Here is an 18629-nt window from a genome sequence, read left to right as displayed (position 1 = left end):
AACCGGTAAACGCCAGAAACAAAAATGGGGCGTTTGCACGCCCCATTCGTTCAGTTCGGCAGGGTTACTTGCCGACCTGTTTTTCCTTGATTTCAGCCAAGGTCTTGCAGTCTACGCACAGGTCCGCAGTCGGGCGGGCTTCGAGGCGGCGAATACCGATCTCGACGCCGCAGGATTCGCACCAGCCATACTCTTCGTCTTCGATCAATTGCAGGGTCTTGTCGATCTTCTTGATCAACTTGCGTTCGCGATCACGAGCGCGCAGTTCAAGGGCGAATTCCTCTTCCTGGCTGGCACGGTCTGCCGGGTCCGGGAAGTTGGCTGCTTCGTCCTTCATATGGTCAACCGTGCGGTCGACTTCCTGCATCAAGTCCTGCTTCCACTGCTTCAGGATTTTGGAGAAGTGCTCGCGCATGGGCTTGCCCATGTATTCCTCGCCCTTGGATTCAACGTAGGGCTGGAAACCGCTGATGCTCTGTTGCTTTGCTTGGGTGGACATGAATAGACCGCCTCTCACTCTTCTAATCCATTGCGCAGGATTGCAACGTCACCGACACCTGCCGGCCCTGCGGCTGCAAGCGGGCGAACTTACCAGATAGATTCAGGGTGCGCTACTCCCGGTTGTCGAGCTCCAGGGCAAAGGGGTTGCAAACTGCAGCAGCCCGCCATGACTGGGTATGTATCGCCTCGAATATTGATTTTAGCTGTTTTACGAGCGTGCGCAGGGTGCACTTGCAGCCCCAATCAGGCAATAGAGCATGTTTTACCGCGAGGGTTCGGTAGAATCCTGATTTTGTCCTCACCGTTAAGGAAGGCTAATGGCTCAGCCCTACAGTGCGCGCAGTCGCGCCATCGAACCTTTTCATGTCATGGCGTTGCTGGCACGCGCCAATGAGCTGCAGGCTGCCGGCCACGACGTGATCCATCTGGAAATCGGCGAACCGGACTTTACCACCGCCGAGCCGATCATCCAGGCCGGCCAGGCTGCGCTGGCCAACGGCAAGACGCGCTACACGGCGGCCCGTGGGGTGCCCGAGTTGCGCGAGGCCATCAGCGGGTTTTACCAGCAGCGCTACGGCTTGAGTGTCGATCCCGAGCGTATCTTGATTACGCCCGGTGGCTCCGGCGCGTTGCTGTTGGCCAGCAGCTTGCTGGTCGACCCTGGCAAGCACTGGCTGCTGGCTGACCCAGGCTACCCCTGCAATCGACACTTTCTGCGGCTGGTAGAGGGCGCGGCGCAGTTGGTGCCGGTGGGGCCTGAGGTCCGCTATCAGTTGACCGCCGATCTGGTCGCCAGGCATTGGGACCAGGACAGCGTGGGCGCGCTGGTTGCGTCCCCGGCCAATCCTACCGGCACAGTCCTCACGAGGGACGAACTGGCAGGCTTGTCGAGTGCAGTCAAAGCGCGTAACGGCCACTTGGTAGTGGACGAGATCTACCACGGCCTCACCTACGGCACCGATGCCGCCAGCGTGCTGGAAGTCGACGATGACGCTTTCGTCTTGAATAGTTTTTCGAAGTATTTCGGCATGACCGGATGGCGCCTCGGTTGGCTGATAGCGCCTCCTGCTGCGATCAGCGAATTGGAAAAACTGGCGCAGAACCTCTACATCAGTGCGCCGAGCATGGCCCAGTACGCTGCCTTGGCCTGTTTTACCCCGCAGACCCTGAGCATTCTTGAAGAGCGCCGCGCCGAATTCGGCCGGCGTCGTGACTTTCTGCTGCCGGCGCTGCGCGAGCTTGGATTCGGTATCGCCGTGGAGCCGGAAGGGGCGTTTTATTTGTATGCCGATATCAGCGCGTTCGGCGGCGATGCCTTCGCGTTCTGCCGTCACTTTCTGGAGACCGAGCACGTGGCTTTTACACCCGGGCTGGATTTCGGTCGTTATCAAGCGGGCCACCATGTGCGTTTTGCCTACACGCAAAATATTGACCGGCTGCAAGAAGCGGTGGAGCGCATCGCTCGTGGCCTGCGGAGCTGGCAAGGCTGATGCACTTTTATCCTCCTCTTGAAGAAGGGCGGCTGATCCGCCGCTACAAGCGTTTTCTCACCGATATCGAAACCGTTACCGGCGAGTTGCTCACCATTCATTGCCCGAACACCGGCTCGATGCTCAATTGCATGGTCGAAGGTGGCCAGGTCTGGTTCAGCCGTTCCTCGGACCCCAAGCGCAAGTTGCCAGGCACCTGGGAAATTGCCGAAACACCTCAGGGCCGGCTGGCGTGCGTCAACACCGCGCGAGCCAATCAGCTGGTTGAAGAGGCGCTGCTGGCTGGCGTGATCACTGAACTCAATGGCTTTACGGCGCTAAAGCGTGAAGTGCCTTACGGTCAGGAGAAGAGCCGCATTGACTTCCGCCTGGATTACCCACAGGGCGCCGCCTTCGTGGAGGTCAAAAGCGTCACCCTGGGTTTTGACGCAACCTCGGTGGCGGCTTTTCCTGATGCAGTGACGCAGCGCGGTGCCAAGCACTTGCGCGAACTGGCTCACCTGGCGCGTGAAGGTGTGCGGGCGGTGCAGTTGTATTGCGTGAATTTGTCGGGCATCGATGCGGTTCGCCCAGCGGTGGAAATTGACGCCGGTTACGCTGCGGCGTTACGCGAGGCCAAGGCCGCGGGTGTGGAGGTGCTGGCTTACGGCGTGCGGGTCACACCGCAAGAGATGTATGTCGAGCGTCGACTGAAGGTGTTGTTGGGCGACTAGAGTTCTACCCACAAGCCTTGTTCATCCTCATGGCCGGGCAGGGCGGTGAGACTCTGGCCTGCGCACGGGCCGGCGATGCACTCGCCGCTCTCGATCAGGAACAGGGCGCCATGGGTGGCGCATTGGATCAGGCTGGCGCTGGCGTCGAGGAAGCGGTCGGGCTGCCATTCCAGCGGGATGCCGCGATGGGGGCAGCGGTTGCGATAAAAGTAGGCAATGCCGTCTCGGCGCACGGCCAGCAGTTTATGGCCATCGATATCAAAACCGCGGCTGCTGTTGGGTGCGAGGTCGCTTGAGGGGCAGAGAAACTTCATTTCAATCCTTAAGTGCCTTGACGTTCAAATGCAAACAATTATCAAATGGCCGCTTCGCCCGTCAGCTGACTGGGTGCTTAATACGATGTCCGGCAGCAATGTTCTGTCACATTGATGAGTGCCTGAATGGCCCTGCCCTAGGAAGGAAACCCTGTTATGCGCCTGAGTACCAGCGCTATTGCGCTTGTTGTCTCATTGCTGGTCAACCACGGGGCACACGCCTCTGAACTGCCACAACGCTGGGTCAGTGCTGGAGGGGCGCTATCGGAATGGGTGACGGCTTTAGGCGGCGAATCGAAATTGGTCGGGGTCGACACCACCAGCCAGCATCCGCAGTCGCTCAAGGCGTTGCCGAGCATTGGCTACCAGCGGCAGCTGTCGGCTGAAGGCATTCTCAGCCTGCGCCCGCAAATCCTTGTGGGCACTGAGGAAATGGGGCCGCCGCCGGTACTGGCGCAGATTCGCAATGCCGGCGTGCAGGTCGAGATGTTTTCGGCCCAGCCGGATTTGCCGACATTGAAGGGCAACCTTGAACACTTGGGAAAACTGCTGGGCAGTGAGACCCGGGCAGACGCACTGTTTGCCAAATACGGGCAGGCGCTGGAGCAGCAAAAAAGCTGGGTGACCAAGGCCCAGGCGGCGCAAAAGGCTCCGGGCGTGCTGTTGTTGCTGGGCCATGCCGGTGGCAAGCCGCTGATCGCGGGCAAGGACACGGCCGCCGATTGGATATTGCAGCAGGCGGGCGGACGTAACCTGGCCACGCACTCGGGCTATAAGCCCTTTTCAGTCGAGTCTTTGGCGGGTTTGAGTCCTGATGTGCTGGTGTTTGCCGATCGCGCGCTGACCGGTGATGCGGCGCGTGCTGCCTTGTTCAAGGAAAACCCGATTCTCGCGTCGACACCGGCAGCCAAGCGTGGGCGAGTGTTTGAGCTGGATCCGACCTTGCTGGTGGGTGGTCTGGGGCCGCGATTGCCAGAAAACCTGGTGAAACTGTCCGCTGGTTTTTATCCGTCCCAGGCTAAATCGGCTCCATGACCACTCTGCTTAAGCCCAAGACACTGTTTATTGGCCTGTCGCTGCTGTGTGTGTTGGCGATCTGGCTTTCATTGGCCCTCGGACCGGTCAGCTTGCCGTTGATTGATACGCTCAGAGCCGCGTTAAGGCTATTGGGCGTGCCGATTGAGGCGGCGGGGTTGGAGCAGGCTGAATTGATTCTGGGGCAGATTCGCCTGCCGCGGACCCTTTTGGGGCTGGCCGTCGGCGGTGTCCTTGCGTTGTCGGGCGTGGCGATGCAGGGGTTGTTTCGCAACCCGCTGGCCGATCCTGGGTTGGTGGGTGTGTCCAGCGGTGCGGCGTTGGGGGCAGCGGTGGCGATTGTCGGCGGTTCGTTCTTCGGTGGGCTGCCGGATGCGTTCGGTCCCTATTTGTTGTCGCTGTGCGCATTTCTGGGGGGGCTGGGCGTTACCGCACTGGTCTACCGATTGGGGCGTCGCAATGGCCAGACCAATGTCGCAACGATGCTGCTTGCCGGTATCGCGCTGACGGCACTGGCCAGCTCAACGGTGGGGCTGTTTACCTATCTGGCCGACGATGCCACCTTGCGCACCCTGACGTTCTGGAACCTGGGCAGCCTCAATGGCGCGAGCTATTCGCGGTTGTGGCCCTTGCTGTTGGTAAGCGCGGGCGTGGCGCTGTGGTTGCCGCGCCGGGCGAAAGCGCTGAACGCATTGCTGCTGGGTGAGTCGGAGGCCAATCATCTGGGCATTGATGTTGAGGGGCTCAAGCGCGAGTTGGTGTTCTGCACGGCCCTGGGCGTTGGTGCAGCCGTGGCGGCTGCGGGCATGATTGGTTTTGTCGGTTTGGTGGTGCCACATCTGGTGCGGCTGCTGGCGGGGCCGGATCATCGGGTGCTGTTACCGGCGTCAGTGCTGGCGGGCGCGAGCCTGCTGTTGTTTGCCGATCTGGTGGCGCGCTTGGCGTTGGCGCCGGCGGAACTGCCGATCGGTATTGTCACTGCATTTATCGGTGCGCCATTTTTCCTCTATTTATTGTTACGAGGGCGCGCCTGATGCTGCGGGTAGAAGCGTTGCAGATTCGGCGCGGTGGTAAAACCGTGTTGTCCGATGTCACCTTGGACCTGCTGCCGGGCGAAGTGCTGGGCGTGCTGGGGCCCAATGGTGCGGGCAAAAGTACCTTGCTCGGAGCGCTGTGCGGGGAGTTGTCGCCTGATCAGGGCAAGATCTGGTTGGACCAGCAAGAATTGAAGAGTCTGGGAGGGGCGCAACGTGCCCAGCGTCTGGCGGTGTTGCCACAGACTTCCACCCTGGACTTCGCCTTTCGTGTCGAAGAGGTGGTGGGCATGGGGCGCTTGCCTCATCAGACCGGGCGAGTGCGCGACGATCAAATCATCCGCGCGGCGCTGCACGCGGCCGACGTGGGCCACCTGAGTGGCCGCAGCTACCTGGCCTTGTCGGGCGGCGAGCGACAAAGGGTGCACTTGGCGCGGGTGTTGGCGCAGTTATGGCCAGGTGAGGCGGGGCAAACGTTGTTGTTGGACGAGCCAACGTCGATGCTTGATCCCCTGCACCAGCACACCACCTTGCAGGCGATTCGCAGCTTTGCCGACAAGGGGGCTGCGGTGCTGGTGATCTTGCATGACTTGAACCTGGCGGCGCGTTACTGCGACCGGATCCTGCTGCTGGAAGGCGGGCGCCCCCATGCTCTGGATAGGCCCGCAACAGTCCTGCAACCTGAGCCACTCAAGGCTGTATTTGGTCTGGATGTGCTGGTACAACCACATCCGGAGCGGGGGCATCCGCTGATCATTGCGCGCTGAAGTCAGTAATTTGCAGGCAAAAAAAGACCCGGCAAGAGCCGGGTCAAATAACCGTGATTAGCCTGATGAGGAGATAATCTGAGAGTCCGAACCAATGGTCTTTCAGTTATCGGCTGATCTCGCGACCAGTTGTGATAATCATAACGATTCTCATTTGAGAGTCAACTATTGTTTTATCTGCTCATCCAGTTTTTCTCAAACGCTCGTTTGTAATGCCTGTAAACATTGGGCTTGAGGGCCGATCTAGTTTTTCTGCCGCGCTGACAGGGCATCCAACTGGCGGTTCAGCGCCTCCTTGCGTTCAGAGGGGAGGTCGTTCCAGTGCACATCCATCAATGCGCCTTCAATGGCGTACAGCAGAACTTTCGAGGCTCGGAAGCCGCGAGTCCGTACGGCTCGGTAAGCATCGACCGCGCCCAGGCGGCGCAAGTCAGACGCGCTGTGGATACCCACCGCATGCAGCCACTGCGCTGATGTCTTGCCGAGGTTTTTCAGGTGTTGCAGCTCATCGTTCATCAAGCCTCCTTGCGACGGCCGAATGGTGCGGTGGGTATCGTGACCAGGCAGCCTGAAAATGAGTGTAGCGCTCAGTAGGAAAAACGCAGTTCTTTGGGCAGGAACGGCTGAAAAGCTTATAAGAATGTGGCGATGCTTTAGCTGACGGGCAGGCGTGAAACGCCCGGCACGCTTGAGGCGAAGCCGGGGTTCAGAAGGTGGATTACTTGGTGCGGTAGCGTAGGCGAGTGCCGAAGTTGACTGACATCAGGATCTCGTCAGCCGTGAGCTCGGGTGGGAAGTAAGTGCCGGAAATCTGCGCGTGGGCCAGGCTCGCGCCTTCCATCGAGCAGTCGCGTAAATCCAGGCCGCGCAAGTCGGCAGAGCGAAAATAGGCGTCGGTGAAGTCAACACCTGCGGCGTTCAGATCTCGCAGGTCCAGCCCTCGGAAGTCGCCACCGCGCATATCGATGGTGCCGTCTTGAGGGCGCTGCTGGTTGAAGCCGCGGATGTCATCCTTATGCAGGAGCGCATAGAGCGGGGTATCAAGAAGCTTGGGCTGACTCACGATAGCGACTCCTGTTAGGTGGTGATGTCATTATAGTGGCTATATTGCCGGGTCGTGCGCCATGTGGGCGACACGACCAGGAAATATTGCTTACAAGCCCGGGAGGCGCTGGCGAATATGCGCGACCAACGCATCCAGCGTTCCGCTTTCATTGGTTTCCACGCGCTTGCTCAGCAACAGCTCTTGCGCCGTCAACGGCTCACGACTGGCTTGCTGCTCTTGGATAACGCTCAGCGTTGCGTCGGACGGATCGTTTTGATCCGCCTGACGTTGTGCCAGCCAACTGCTGATAACCGCTTGAGGTGCGTTGCAATCGAGGATCAGGAATGGCGCGCCGGTGGCTTCGGCGATCTGGGCTGCCGCATCACGTTGAGCGCGTTTCAAGAAGGTCGCATCCAGCACCACCGGGTAACCTGCGCGTAGTACGGTCTCGGCAATTTCGTTCAAGCGTGTATAGGTGGCAATGCTGGCATCCTGATTGTAGATGCCGGCCTGTGGCGCGTTTTCGACCTGCTGCTCGCCAAACAGACGCTTGCGCTCCACATCCGAACGCAGGCGTACAGCGCCCAGAGCCTCGACCAGGCGCATGGCAACATGGCTCTTGCCTACCGCTGAAACACCATGGGTGATTGCCAGAAAGCGCGACGGAATGGTGCTGTAGCTTTCCGCCAGGTTGGCGTAGTTGCGGTACTGGCGCAGGGTAGTGGCGCGCTGCACCGGGCTTGCCTCGCTCGGCATGCTGAACAGCGCAACCTTTGCACGTACCAGCGCACGGTAGGCTTTATAGAAATTCAGCACTTCCAGGCCTTGATAGTCGCCGGTCAGTTCCAGGTACTGGCTGATGAAGCGGCGCGCCAGAGACTTGAGCCCACGGTCTTCAAGGTCCATGGCGAGGAAGGCGGTATCGGCGTACACATCGGTAAAGCGGAAAGGCTCGTTGAACTCGATGCAGTCGAAGATCACGACGTGGCCGTCAATCAGGGTGGCGTTGCCCAGATGGATGTCACCGTGGCATTCGCGAGTGAAACCATTGAGCTTGCGTTGTTCCAGCAGCGGCTTGAGGCGCTCGAAGCTGCTTTCGGCCCAGGCTTGCAGGGCCTCAAGTTGAGTCAGGTCAGCTTTGTCGCTCAGGAACGGGCGAATCTGGTCGAAGTTCTGGCGTACCGGCGCCATGACTTCATCCGGCGTGCCGGCCGGGTGCTCTTGCGGGACCTTGGGGGCAGTGAGGTGAAAGTGCGCAATCTGACTGGCCATCTCGTCGATGTGGGCGTTGGTCAGTTCGCTGTTGGCTTGCAGGGTGCTGAGCATCTGGCTTTGCGGGAACTGGCGCATTTTCAGTGCGTACTCGATGACCGGGCCGTCGCCGCCCAACTGCGGCGCATCGGCAGTGCCGGTAATCGGCAACACTTCGAGATACAAATCTTTGGTCAAGCGCTGGTTGAGACGCAGCTCCTCATTGCAGAAGTGGCCACGTTTTTCCAGATCGGTGAAATCCAGAAATCCGAAGTTCATCGGTTTCTTCAATTTGTAAGCATAGGGACCTGTCAGAACCACCCAGGAAATATGGGTCTCGATGACTTGAAATGCTTCAACCGGATGAGGGTATAAAGCCGGGTTTTGCAGGGCAGCGATCAGGGACTGGCTCACGGGCGATCCTTCAAAGTCTGGGAGAAATCATCGTGGCCATTATGGCTGCTGATGCCAGTCGTGCAAACCGCTGTCCGGCTCATGTTGATCATCAATAAAGTGCGTATAATCCGCCGCCATGACTCGAACCCGATCTCCCCGTTCCCGTAAAAAACCTCCTTCCCGCAGCTTGCGCCCCTGGTTGGGCTGGGCGCTCAAGCTGGGCCTGGTTGGCCTTGTGGTGGTCGCCGGCTTTGCGGTGTACCTCGATGCCGTGGTGCAGGAAAAATTCTCTGGCAAGCGCTGGACGATTCCGGCCAAGGTGTATGCACGCCCGCTGGAACTGTTCTCCGGGCAGAAGCTGAGCAAGGAGGACTTCCTTACCGAGCTCGACGCACTGGGCTATCGCCGCGAACCTGTGAGCAATGGCCCCGGCGCCGCAGCCGTCAGCGGCAACACCGTCGACCTGAACACCCGTGGGTTCCAGTTCTACGAAGGCCTGGAAAAAGCTCAGCCGGTACGCGTGCGTTTCTCCGGCGATTATGTGGCTGAACTGTCCTCGCTCAATGGCTCCAAGCTGCCGGTAGTGCGCCTGGAACCGTTGATGATTGGCGGTATTTATCCGAAAAACCTAGAAGATCGCATCCTGATCAAGCTTGATCAGGTACCGCCTTATTTGCTGGAAACCCTGGTGGCGGTCGAAGACCGCGATTTCTACAGCCATTGGGGCGTCTCGCCGAAGTCGATTGCCCGCGCTGTCTGGGTCAACACCTCCGGTGGCAAGATGACCCAGGGCGGCAGTACGCTCACGCAACAATTGGTCAAGAACTTCTACCTGACCAACGAGCGCAGCCTCACCCGTAAACTCACCGAAGCCATGATGGCGATGTTGCTGGAGCTGCATTACAGCAAGCAGGAAATCCTTGAGGCGTACCTCAACGAGGTATTCGTCGGTCAGGATGGCCAGCGCGCGGTGCACGGTTTCGGTTTGGCCAGCCAGTTCTTCTTTGGGCAACCGTTATCCGAGTTGAAGTTGCATCAGGTCGCGCTGCTGGTGGGCATGGTCAAGGGGCCGTCCTATTACAATCCGCGTCGCAACCCGGAGCGTGCGCTCGAACGTCGCAACCTGGTACTCGATGTATTGGAGCAGCAGGGTGTCGCGACGGCTGAACAAGTGGCCGCCGCGAAGAAAATGCCGTTGGGTGTGACCACTCGCGGCAAGTTGGCCGATAGCTCGTTCCCCGGCTTTATCGATCTGGTCAAGCGCCAGTTGCGTGAAGACTACCGCGACGAAGACTTGACCGAAGAGGGCTTGCGGATTTTCACCAGCTTCGACCCGATCCTGCAGATGAAGGCCGAAGCGTCCGTCAACGACACCTTCAAACGCCTGACCGGCCGTAAAGGCTCGGATGAAGTCGAAGCCGCCATGGTCGTGACCAACCCGGAAACCGGTGAAGTCCAGGCCATGATCGGCAGCCGCCAGGCCAGTTTCGCCGGCTTCAACCGCGCACTGGACGCCGTGCGGCCGATTGGCTCGCTGGTCAAGCCTGCGGTCTACTTGAGTGCGTTGGAAAAACCCAGCAAGTACACGCTGACCAGTTGGCTGTCGGATGACCCGTTGTCGGTCAAAGGAGCGAATGGCCAGGTATGGACGCCGAAGAACTTCGATCGCCGTTCCCACGGCACGGTGTTCCTGTATCAGGGGCTGGCGCATTCCTACAATATTTCCACCTCGCGCCTGGGGCTTGAGGTCGGCGTGCCAAATGTCCTGAAAACCATCGCGCGACTGGGGGTGGAGCGTGAGTTCCCGGCATTCCCGTCCATGCTTCTGGGCGCTGCGGCCATGACCCCGATGGAAGTGGCGACCATGTACCAGACCCTCGCCAACGGTGGCTTCAATACACCGATGCGCGGGATCCGCAGTGTGCTGACCGCCGAAGGCGAACCGCTCAAGCGCTACCCGTTCCAGATCCAGCAGCGTTTTGACGCGGGCTCTATCTACCTGATCCAGAACGCCATGCAGCGTGTGATGCGTGAGGGTACAGGGCGCTCGGTGTACAGCGTGCTGCCGTCGAACCTGACGCTGGCGGGCAAGACCGGTACCAGTAACGACTCGCGTGACAGCTGGTTTGCGGGTTTCGGCCAGGATGTATTGGCCGTGGTGTGGCTGGGGCGTGACGATAACGGCAAGACGCCGTTCACCGGTGCGACCGGCGCGCTGCAGGTATGGACCAGTTTCATGCGCAAGGCTGACCCGTTGCCGCTCAACATGCCCCAGCCGGACAATATCGTGCAGGTCTGGATTGATCCGCACACCGGCCAGGGCTCTGATGCCAACTGTCCGGGGGCGGTGCAGATGCCGTATATTCGCGGCAGCGAACCACCACCCGGCCCTGCGTGCGGTGGCAGTGCCCCTGCTGACGCGGATTCGGTGATGGATTGGGTCAAGGGCTGGATGAATTAAGCAAAGAGGGTTTCAAGTGAACAAGTTGTGGATTCCAGCAATTACGGCTCTGGCTTTGCTCGGCGGTTGCTCCAGCGTGCAGCGCGGCTCCATCCCTGTGGTGGACTCAAGCACGTCCGTCTCCAATAACGACCGCATTTCGGCCAATGGCGGCTTCCGTCAGACGGTAGTCAAGCGGCCTGCCCAGGCTGCAACCCAGGCAATTCCCCAGGACTCCGGCGTCGTGGTGATGGTGCCTGGCAGTGGTGCTGCAACCTCGGCGCCTATCAGCGCCGAGCCATGGACCCCAGGCCCTAGCACTTCCGGGCCGGTTAACGCCACGCCGATTCAAACCGCGCCGGTCAACCAGGGCACCTACAACATGCCTTCGACGCCGAGCGGTATTCCGTCATCGTCCAATGCGGGCGGGTTGTCGGCTGACGAACAACTCGATGGCCCGGTGCTGGCGCTGCTCACCACCGCTCAGCAGCAGCAGGCGGGTGGCGATTTGAATGGCGCCTCGTCGAGCCTTGAACGTGCCCAGCGCGTGGCGCCGCGTGAGCCACAAGTGCTGTATCGCCTGGCCCAGGTGCGCATGGCCCAGGGCGATGCGCCCCAGGCGGAGCAATTCGCTCGCCGTGGCCTGAGCCTGGCCAATGGCCGCCCAGACCTGCAAGCCAGCCTTTGGGCCTTGATCGGTGATGCGCGTGCCGCCCAGGGCGATGCAGCGGGTGCCGCCCAGGCGCGACAGAAAGCCAAGGTCAGCCTCTGATGGATGCACGTTTCCCAGCGATTGCCGAACAGCTATTGCTGATCGAGCGAGAACTGCGCGTGCAGGGCTGGTGGGATGAAGAGTCCCCCGGTGCTGAAGCGCTCAGCAGTGTCGAACCCTTTTCAGTCGATACCCTGGACTTCCACCAGTGGCTGCAATGGATCTTCCTGGTACGCATGAAGCAGATCCTTGAACAGGACCTGCCCTTGCCGAATGCATCGGGGATCCTGGAAATGGCCGAGATGGTCTATGCCGACCGACCGCGGGAGAGCCTCGGCTTGCGTAACGCGCTGAAAAAGTTCGATCAATTGATCGTCGACGCTCGTTAATTGCCTGACTGCCGGGTTTTCCGGCAGTCTTGCGCACATTTCTACCGCTTGACGACATTCAGGCGAGTTTTATCCCTCCTCAAAGCCCTTTCTTCTACGTTCTCATGCGCTTAGTTGGAAAAAAGCGCAATTATTGCTTGACTTGAAGGGCCTGAAACACAAGAATCCAAAGTCCGCTGTATCGGGACTGCCAGAAGCAGGCCCGCTCAGCAGATCATGAGGCGCACACCCGCGCCGACCTGTAACACCCGCAACGCGTTACCTCGCGCTGGGTGGGAAAAGCCCGCAACACTTGGGACGATCCCAATACTTGCTCAGTCAGTGCTGACGTAGTCGGCGACCACCGTCGCTCATGCTCTGTTGAGAAGTAAACCTATTAAGACCCGTCGGTTTTTAACGGACGGTATTCTGGCGTTTTAGAGGTGAACAACGTGGAGCTTTTATCTGGCGGTGAGATGCTCGTCCGCTTTTTGCGTGACGAAGGCGTCGACTATATCTACGGGTACCCAGGTGGTGCTCTGTTGCATGTCTACGACGCACTGTTCAAGGAACCGGCTGTTACCCACATCCTGGTTCGCCACGAACAGGCCGCGACCCATATGGCTGACGGTTACGCCCGTGCCACCGGTAAAGCCGGCGTGGTACTGGTAACGTCTGGCCCAGGCGCAACCAATGCCATTACCGGTATTGCGACTGCGTATATGGACTCCATCCCGATGGTGATCATTTCTGGCCAGGTGCCAAGCACCATGGTCGGCACCGACGCTTTCCAGGAAACCGACATGATCGGTATTTCCCGCCCGATCGTGAAACACAGCTTCATGATCAAGCACGCGTCGGAAATCCCGGAAGTCATGAAAAAGGCGTTCTACCTCGCACAGTCCGGTCGTCCGGGCCCTGTGGTGGTGGATATCCCGAAAGACATGACCAACCCGGCCGAAAAATTCGAATACATCTTCCCCAAGAAAGCCAAGCTGCGTTCCTACAGCCCGGCCGTCCGCGGGCACTCGGGGCAAATCCGCAAGGCGGCAGAAATGCTCCTGGCAGCCAAGCGCCCCGTGTTGTACTCCGGCGGTGGCGTGATTCTGGGCGGCGGTTCCGCTCCGCTGACCGAACTGGCCAAGCTGCTCAACCTGCCGGTGACCAACACCCTGATGGGCCTCGGCGCATTCCCGGGTACGGACCGCCAGTTCGTCGGTATGCTCGGTATGCACGGCAGCTACACCGCCAACCTGACCATGCACCACGCTGACGTGATCCTGGCCGTGGGCGCGCGGTTCGATGACCGTGTGATCAATGGTGCGAGCAAGTTCTGCCCGAATGCCAAGATCATCCATATCGACATCGACCCGGCGTCCATCTCCAAGACCATCAAGGCCGATGTGCCGATCGTGGGGCCGGTGGAGAGCGTGTTGACCGAAATGGTCGCAGCGCTCAAGGACATCGGCGAGGCACCGAACAAGGAGTCCGTTGCCAGCTGGTGGAAGCAGATTGACGAATGGCGTGGTGATCGCGGCCTGTTCCCTTATGACAAGGGCGACGGCAGCATCATCAAGCCACAAACCGTGATCGAAACCCTGTGCGAAGTGACCAAGGGCGACGCCTTTGTAACCTCCGACGTGGGCCAGCACCAGATGTTCGCGGCGCAGTACTACAAGTTCGACAAGCCTAACCGCTGGATCAACTCCGGTGGCCTGGGCACGATGGGCTTTGGTTTCCCTGCGGCCATGGGTGTGAAACTGAGCTTCCCGGATGCCGACGTTGCCTGCGTCACCGGCGAAGGCAGCATCCAGATGAACATCCAGGAGCTGTCGACGTGCCTGCAATATGGTCTTCCAGTGAAGATCGTCTGCTTGAACAACGGCGTGCTCGGCATGGTTCGTCAATGGCAGGACATGAGCTACGGTAGCCGTCACTCCCATTCCTACATGGAATCGTTGCCGGATTTCATCAAGTTGGTTGAAGCCTATGGCCACGTCGGCATTCGCATCACTGATTTGAAAGATCTGAAGCCGAAGATGGAAGAAGCGTTCGCCATGAAAGACCGCCTGGTGTTCATCGATATTCAGGTCGATACCAGCGAGCACGTCTATCCGATGCAAATCAAAGACGGCTCCATGCGCGACATGTGGCTGAACAAGACGGAGCGTACTTAATCATGCGGCATATTATCTCCCTGCTTCTGGAGAACGAGCCCGGCGCCTTGTCCCGTGTTGTCGGCCTGTTTTCGCAACGCAACTACAACATCGAAAGCCTGACCGTGGCGCCGACCGAAGACCCGACCCTGTCGCGCCTGACGTTGACCACTGTTGGCCACGATGAGGTGATCGAGCAGATCACCAAGAACCTCAACAAGCTGATCGAAGTGGTCAAGCTGGTCGACCTGTCGGAAAGCGCCCACATCGAGCGCGAACTGATGCTCGTCAAGGTCAAGGCCACGGGTGCCCAGCGTGCCGAGATCAAGCGCACTACCGATATTTATCGCGGGCAGATCGTCGATGTGAGCGCCAGCGTTTATACCGTTCAACTGACCGGTACAAGCGACAAGCTGGACAGCTTCATCCAGTCGATCGGGACAGCCTCGATTCTGGAAACCGTACGCAGTGGTGTCACCGGGATTGCCCGTGGCGACAAAGTACTCAGCATCTAACCCAAATTAGCGAATGGCCTTACGGCCTGGATATATAGAGGAACCTCATGAAAGTTTATTACGATAAAGATTGTGACCTGTCGATCATCCAGGGCAAGAAAGTCGCCATCATCGGCTACGGTTCCCAGGGCCACGCACAAGCGTGCAACCTGAAAGATTCCGGCGTGGACGTCACCGTTGGCCTGCGCAAAGGTTCGGCTACTGTTGCCAAGGCTGAAGCCCACGGCCTGAAAGTGACCGACGTTGCTTCCGCCGTAGCGGCTGCCGACCTGGTCATGATCCTGACCCCGGACGAGTTCCAGTCCTCGCTGTACAAGAACGAAATCGAGCCGAACATCAAGAAAGGCGCCACCCTGGCCTTCTCCCACGGTTTCGCGATTCACTACAACCAGGTTGTGCCACGCGCTGACCTGGACGTGATCATGATCGCGCCGAAAGCCCCGGGCCACACCGTGCGTTCCGAGTTCGTCAAAGGCGGTGGTATCCCTGACCTGATCGCGATCTACCAGGACGCTTCGGGCAACGCCAAAAACGTTGCACTGTCCTACGCTGCTGGCGTTGGTGGTGGTCGCACCGGCATTATCGAAACCACCTTCAAGGACGAGACTGAAACCGACCTGTTCGGCGAACAAGCCGTTCTGTGCGGCGGTACCGTTGAGCTGGTCAAAGCCGGTTTCGAAACCCTGGTTGAAGCTGGCTACGCGCCGGAAATGGCCTACTTCGAATGCCTGCACGAACTGAAGCTGATCGTTGACCTCATGTACGAAGGCGGTATCGCCAACATGAACTATTCGATCTCCAACAACGCCGAGTACGGTGAGTACGTGACTGGTCCGGAAGTGATCAACGCCGAGTCCCGCCAGGCCATGCGCAACGCCCTGAAACGTATTCAGGACGGCGAATACGCCAAAATGTTCATCAGCGAAGGCGCTACCGGCTACCCTTCGATGACCGCCAAGCGCCGTAACAACGCCGCTCACGGTATCGAAGTCATCGGCGAGCAACTGCGCTCCATGATGCCGTGGATCGGTGCCAACAAGATCGTCGACAAAGCCAAGAACTAAGTCGTACGCATCAAGGGAAAACGCGGCTTAGGCCGCGTTTTTTCGTTTGAGGGGCCGGTTCTGGTATAAAGCTGCATCGTTTGCGGGCGAACACTCGCCGCAAGTATCTGTCGAATTTTTTCACACCGTTGCAAGGTAAAGTCCATGAGCGAACGTCCCGAAGAGCCAAACCAGGCTTCCGACGCCGAAAGCATGCTGCCGATCGATGAACATGTCGAAGAAGGGCATGACGCCGAAGGCCGTAAGGTCCGGCATCGTGGCATCTATCTTCTGCCCAATCTGTTTACGACGGCGAACCTGTTTGCCGGCTTTTATTCCATCATCAACTCCATGAGTGCCCAAAGCGCGCTGGCGGCAGGTGATGCGGCGAGTGCCAGCAAGTACTTTGGTTTTGCTGCCATCGCAATCTTCGTGGCCATGGTGCTCGACGGCCTGGATGGGCGCGTAGCGCGGATGACCAACACCCAAAGTGCTTTTGGCGCCGAGTACGACTCGCTGTCGGACATGGTTGCCTTTGGTGTCGCCCCTGCGCTGCTGGCTTTTGCTTGGGCATTGGGTGACATGGGCAAGGTCGGCTGGATGGTTGCCTTCATCTATGTCGCCGGTGCCGCGTTGCGACTGGCGCGTTTCAATACGCAGGTGGGCACTGCCGACAAGCGTTACTTCATCGGGCTTGCCAGCCCGGCAGCCGCCGGCGTCGTGGCGGGTATCGTCTGGGCGTTCAGTGATTACGGCATCCAGGGGTCAAAGATGTCGTTCCTGGTAGCGTTGATGGTTGCAGCGGCCGGGATGCTGATGGTCAGCAATATCAAGTACAACAGCTTCAAGGAGCTGGACCTCAAAGGGCGCGTGCCTTTCGTGGCGATCCTTGTGGTGGTGCTTGTGTTTGCAGTGGTGTTCAGTGATCCGCCGCGGATTCTGCTGCTGGCGTTCCTGGTTTACGCCGCGTCTGGTCCGATTCAGTATTTGCTGCATCTGCGCCGGGACAAAACATTGCCTTAATGTAATTTCCCCCATACTCCGCAGTCTATTGGTGCATCAGTTCTCCAATGCTGCGGAGTTGCCATGTTAATCAAACTACCCAAAGCGTCCGATTGCCATGAATCGGATGTCACGCCTGAATCCCTCTATTTCTCTCGTCGCAGTTTGCTCGGTGGTGCGCTGGCCGGTATTGCCGCCAGTAGCTTGCCGCGTTGGGCCAGTGCGGGCGATGCGGCGCGTTATGCCGATGTCGAAGCGGGCAGGGCGCCCAACTGGTTTGCCGAGAAGCTTCCTGGTACGAAATGGCAGGCGGTGACGGTCAAGGACGAGGCGATCACGCCGTTCAAGGATGCAACCCACTACAACAACTTTTATGAGTTCGGTACCGACAAGGGCGACCCGGCGGCGAATGCAGGTGCGCTCAAGACCGAGCCGTGGAGTGTTGTGATCGATGGTGAGGTGGCCAAGCCTGGGCGTTATGCCTTGGAAGACTTCATGAAACCCTATGAGCTGGAAGAACGGATCTATCGATTGCGCTGCGTTGAAGCCTGGTCGATGGTGATTCCGTGGATCGGTTTCCCGATCTCGGCCTTGCTCAAGCAGGTTGAACCTACCTCCAAAGCGAAGTACATCCGTTTTGAAACCCTCCAGGACCCGAAGAGCATGCCTGGGCAGCGCTCCAGTTTCGGCTTGATCGACTGGCCTTATGTAGAAGGGCTGCGTCTGGACGAAGCGATGAACCCGCTGGCGATTCTCGCCGTAGGTATGTATGGGCGCGAGCTGCCTAATCAGAATGGTGCGCCGTTGCGCTTGGTGGTGCCGTGGAAGTACGGCTTCAAAAGTGTCAAATCCATCGTGCGGATCAGCCTTGTCAGCGAGCAGCCGAAAACCACCTGGCAGAGCATTGCGGCTGATGAGTATGGGTTCTACGCAAATGTGAACCCTACGGTCGATCATCCGCGGTGGACCCAGGCGCGGGAGCGACGTCTACCCAGTGGCCTGTTCAGCCCGAACGTGCGCGATACGCAGATGTTCAATGGCTACGCGGATGAGGTCGCGTCTTTATATACAGGTCTCGATCTGCGGAAGAACTACTGATGCGCTTTCCAATCTGGCGCATTGGAGTCTTTATAGCTGCGGCGGTTTGGCCATTGCTCTGGTTGTATGAAGCATGGAGTTTTGCCCTGGGGCCTGATCCGGGCAAAGTGCTGGTCGATCGCTTGGGGCTGGGTACGTTGATCCTGCTGCTGATCACGCTCGGGATGACGCCGCTGCAGAAGTTGAGCGGTTGGGCAGGGTGGATCGCGGTACGCCGGCAGTTGGGGCTGTGGTGCTTCGCCTATGTAGTACTGCATTTGGCGGCATACTGCGTGTTCGTCCTTGGGCTCGATTGGTCGCAGCTCGGCGTAGAACTGCGCAAGCGGCCCTACATAATTGTGGGGGCGCTGGGGTTTATGGCTCTATTGGTGCTGGCTGTCACATCCAACCGCTATAGCCAGCGTCGATTGGGTAGCCGCTGGAAGAAGTTGCATCGCTTGACCTATGTGATCCTGGGCCTGGGTTTGCTGCACATGCTCTGGATAGTTCGGGCTGATCTGAAGGAGTGGGCTGTCTACGCTTCCATTGGTGCACTGCTTCTTTTGTTGCGGGTGCCACCGGTGATGCGCCGAATCCCTCGCCTTATTGCTAAAAAGACACCTTCTGCCACAAAAGTGTAATTAACCCTTGACGGCAGATTCTGGAAGCCTATAATTCGCCCCACTTCCGGCGCAGTCGAAACGGAAAACTCCTTGGTAAACAATGAGTTACGTGGTTTTCGGCAGCAGGTTGCTTCAGTTCATCGAAGT

At 58.9% G+C, this 18629-nt stretch carries 19 protein-coding genes; 14 read left to right on the top strand and 5 right to left on the bottom strand.

Annotated elements, in window-relative coordinates; all coding sequences use genetic code 11:
* Positions 1-64 precede the first annotated feature (64 nt).
* Positions 65-499, bottom strand: coding sequence for an RNA polymerase-binding protein DksA (gene dksA, locus FW800_RS23665; protein WP_005791430.1), 435 nt, complete (start codon positions 497-499; stop codon positions 65-67).
* Positions 500-818: 319 nt separating this feature from the next.
* Here dksA and FW800_RS23660 point away from each other — a divergent pair, with 319 nt between their 5' ends.
* On the top strand, positions 819-1991 hold the full coding sequence (locus tag FW800_RS23660) for a pyridoxal phosphate-dependent aminotransferase (RefSeq protein WP_005791428.1): 1173 nt from the start codon (positions 819-821) through the stop codon (positions 1989-1991).
* Positions 1991-2704 carry a DNA/RNA nuclease SfsA gene (gene sfsA / locus FW800_RS23655; protein ID WP_446438565.1) on the top strand — a complete coding sequence of 238 codons (714 nt, stop codon included), beginning with the start codon at positions 1991-1993 and terminating at the stop codon, positions 2702-2704. The genes FW800_RS23660 and sfsA overlap by 1 nt, the downstream gene beginning before the upstream one ends.
* On the opposite strand, the gene FW800_RS23650 is transcribed toward sfsA, so the two are convergent.
* On the bottom strand, positions 2701-3018 hold the full coding sequence (locus FW800_RS23650) for a Rieske (2Fe-2S) protein (protein ID WP_005791425.1): 318 nt from the start codon (positions 3016-3018) through the stop codon (positions 2701-2703). The genes sfsA and FW800_RS23650 overlap by 4 nt on opposite strands.
* A gap of 156 nt (positions 3019-3174) precedes the next feature.
* Between FW800_RS23650 and FW800_RS23645 the strand changes: the two genes are divergently transcribed.
* The 3 genes from FW800_RS23645 to FW800_RS23635 are packed head-to-tail and all read left to right on the top strand — an operon-like array spanning position 3175 to position 5854.
* Positions 3175-4053 carry a heme/hemin ABC transporter substrate-binding protein gene (locus tag FW800_RS23645; RefSeq protein ID WP_446438564.1) on the top strand — a complete coding sequence of 293 codons (879 nt, stop codon included), beginning with the start codon at positions 3175-3177 and terminating at the stop codon, positions 4051-4053.
* 50 nt (positions 4054-4103) lie between these two features.
* Entirely contained in the window at positions 4104-5087 is a 984-nt protein-coding gene (locus FW800_RS23640) for a FecCD family ABC transporter permease (protein WP_177327434.1), read from the top strand.
* On the top strand, positions 5087-5854 hold the full coding sequence (locus FW800_RS23635; RefSeq protein WP_446438563.1) for a heme ABC transporter ATP-binding protein: 768 nt from the start codon (positions 5087-5089) through the stop codon (positions 5852-5854). Before FW800_RS23640 ends, FW800_RS23635 begins: the two co-directional genes overlap by 1 nt.
* Before the next feature lie 243 nt (positions 5855-6097).
* On the opposite strand, the gene FW800_RS23630 is transcribed toward FW800_RS23635, so the two are convergent.
* From FW800_RS23630 to FW800_RS23620, 3 genes are all read right to left on the bottom strand, one after another.
* Positions 6098-6370, bottom strand: a complete 273-nt coding sequence (locus tag FW800_RS23630) for a TfoX/Sxy family protein (protein ID WP_005791418.1) — start codon at positions 6368-6370, stop codon at positions 6098-6100.
* Positions 6371-6572: 202 nt separating this feature from the next.
* A complete protein-coding gene (locus tag FW800_RS23625; protein ID WP_032879466.1) occupies positions 6573-6917 on the bottom strand; it encodes a pentapeptide repeat-containing protein in 345 nt (114 codons plus the stop codon).
* Positions 6918-7007: 90 nt separating this feature from the next.
* Positions 7008-8564, bottom strand: coding sequence for a bifunctional aminoglycoside phosphotransferase/ATP-binding protein (locus tag FW800_RS23620; protein ID WP_078822314.1), 1557 nt, complete (start codon positions 8562-8564; stop codon positions 7008-7010).
* Between the two features lie 118 nt (positions 8565-8682).
* Here FW800_RS23620 and mrcB point away from each other — a divergent pair, with 118 nt between their 5' ends.
* The 9 genes from mrcB to msrQ all read left to right on the top strand — a co-directional run bounded on the left by mrcB (position 8683) and on the right by msrQ (position 18500).
* Positions 8683-11007 (top strand): penicillin-binding protein 1B, encoded by a 2325-nt coding sequence (gene mrcB, locus FW800_RS23615; protein WP_446438562.1) that lies wholly within the window; start codon positions 8683-8685, stop codon positions 11005-11007.
* 16 nt (positions 11008-11023) lie between these two features.
* Positions 11024-11758, top strand: a complete 735-nt coding sequence (locus FW800_RS23610; protein ID WP_005791411.1) for a tetratricopeptide repeat protein — start codon at positions 11024-11026, stop codon at positions 11756-11758.
* Positions 11758-12087, top strand: a complete 330-nt coding sequence (locus tag FW800_RS23605) for a YqcC family protein (protein ID WP_032879470.1) — start codon at positions 11758-11760, stop codon at positions 12085-12087. Before FW800_RS23610 ends, FW800_RS23605 begins: the two co-directional genes overlap by 1 nt.
* Before the next feature lie 431 nt (positions 12088-12518).
* Positions 12519-14243, top strand: a complete 1725-nt coding sequence (locus FW800_RS23600; protein WP_005791407.1) for an acetolactate synthase 3 large subunit — start codon at positions 12519-12521, stop codon at positions 14241-14243.
* A 2-nt stretch (positions 14244-14245) separates the two neighbouring features.
* Positions 14246-14737, top strand: coding sequence for an acetolactate synthase small subunit (gene ilvN / locus FW800_RS23595; RefSeq protein ID WP_003176102.1), 492 nt, complete (start codon positions 14246-14248; stop codon positions 14735-14737).
* 47 nt (positions 14738-14784) lie between these two features.
* On the top strand, positions 14785-15801 hold the full coding sequence (gene ilvC / locus FW800_RS23590; RefSeq protein WP_003194132.1) for a ketol-acid reductoisomerase: 1017 nt from the start codon (positions 14785-14787) through the stop codon (positions 15799-15801).
* Positions 15802-15945: 144 nt separating this feature from the next.
* Positions 15946-16803: a CDP-diacylglycerol--serine O-phosphatidyltransferase gene (gene pssA, locus FW800_RS23585; protein WP_005791399.1), complete on the top strand. Its 858-nt coding sequence runs from the start codon at positions 15946-15948 to the stop codon at positions 16801-16803.
* Positions 16804-16866: 63 nt separating this feature from the next.
* Entirely contained in the window at positions 16867-17880 is a 1014-nt protein-coding gene (msrP, locus tag FW800_RS23580; protein ID WP_032879471.1) for a protein-methionine-sulfoxide reductase catalytic subunit MsrP, read from the top strand.
* Complete coding sequence (gene msrQ, locus FW800_RS23575) at positions 17880-18500, top strand: protein-methionine-sulfoxide reductase heme-binding subunit MsrQ (protein WP_032879472.1); 621 nt, start codon at positions 17880-17882, stop codon at positions 18498-18500. The genes msrP and msrQ overlap by 1 nt, the downstream gene beginning before the upstream one ends.
* Positions 18501-18629 lie beyond the last annotated feature (129 nt).

This window comes from Pseudomonas sp. 910_23 (assembly GCF_052850795.1).
Note: the sequence above shows the minus strand (reverse complement) of the source record. Positions and strands in the feature narration are given on the sequence as shown.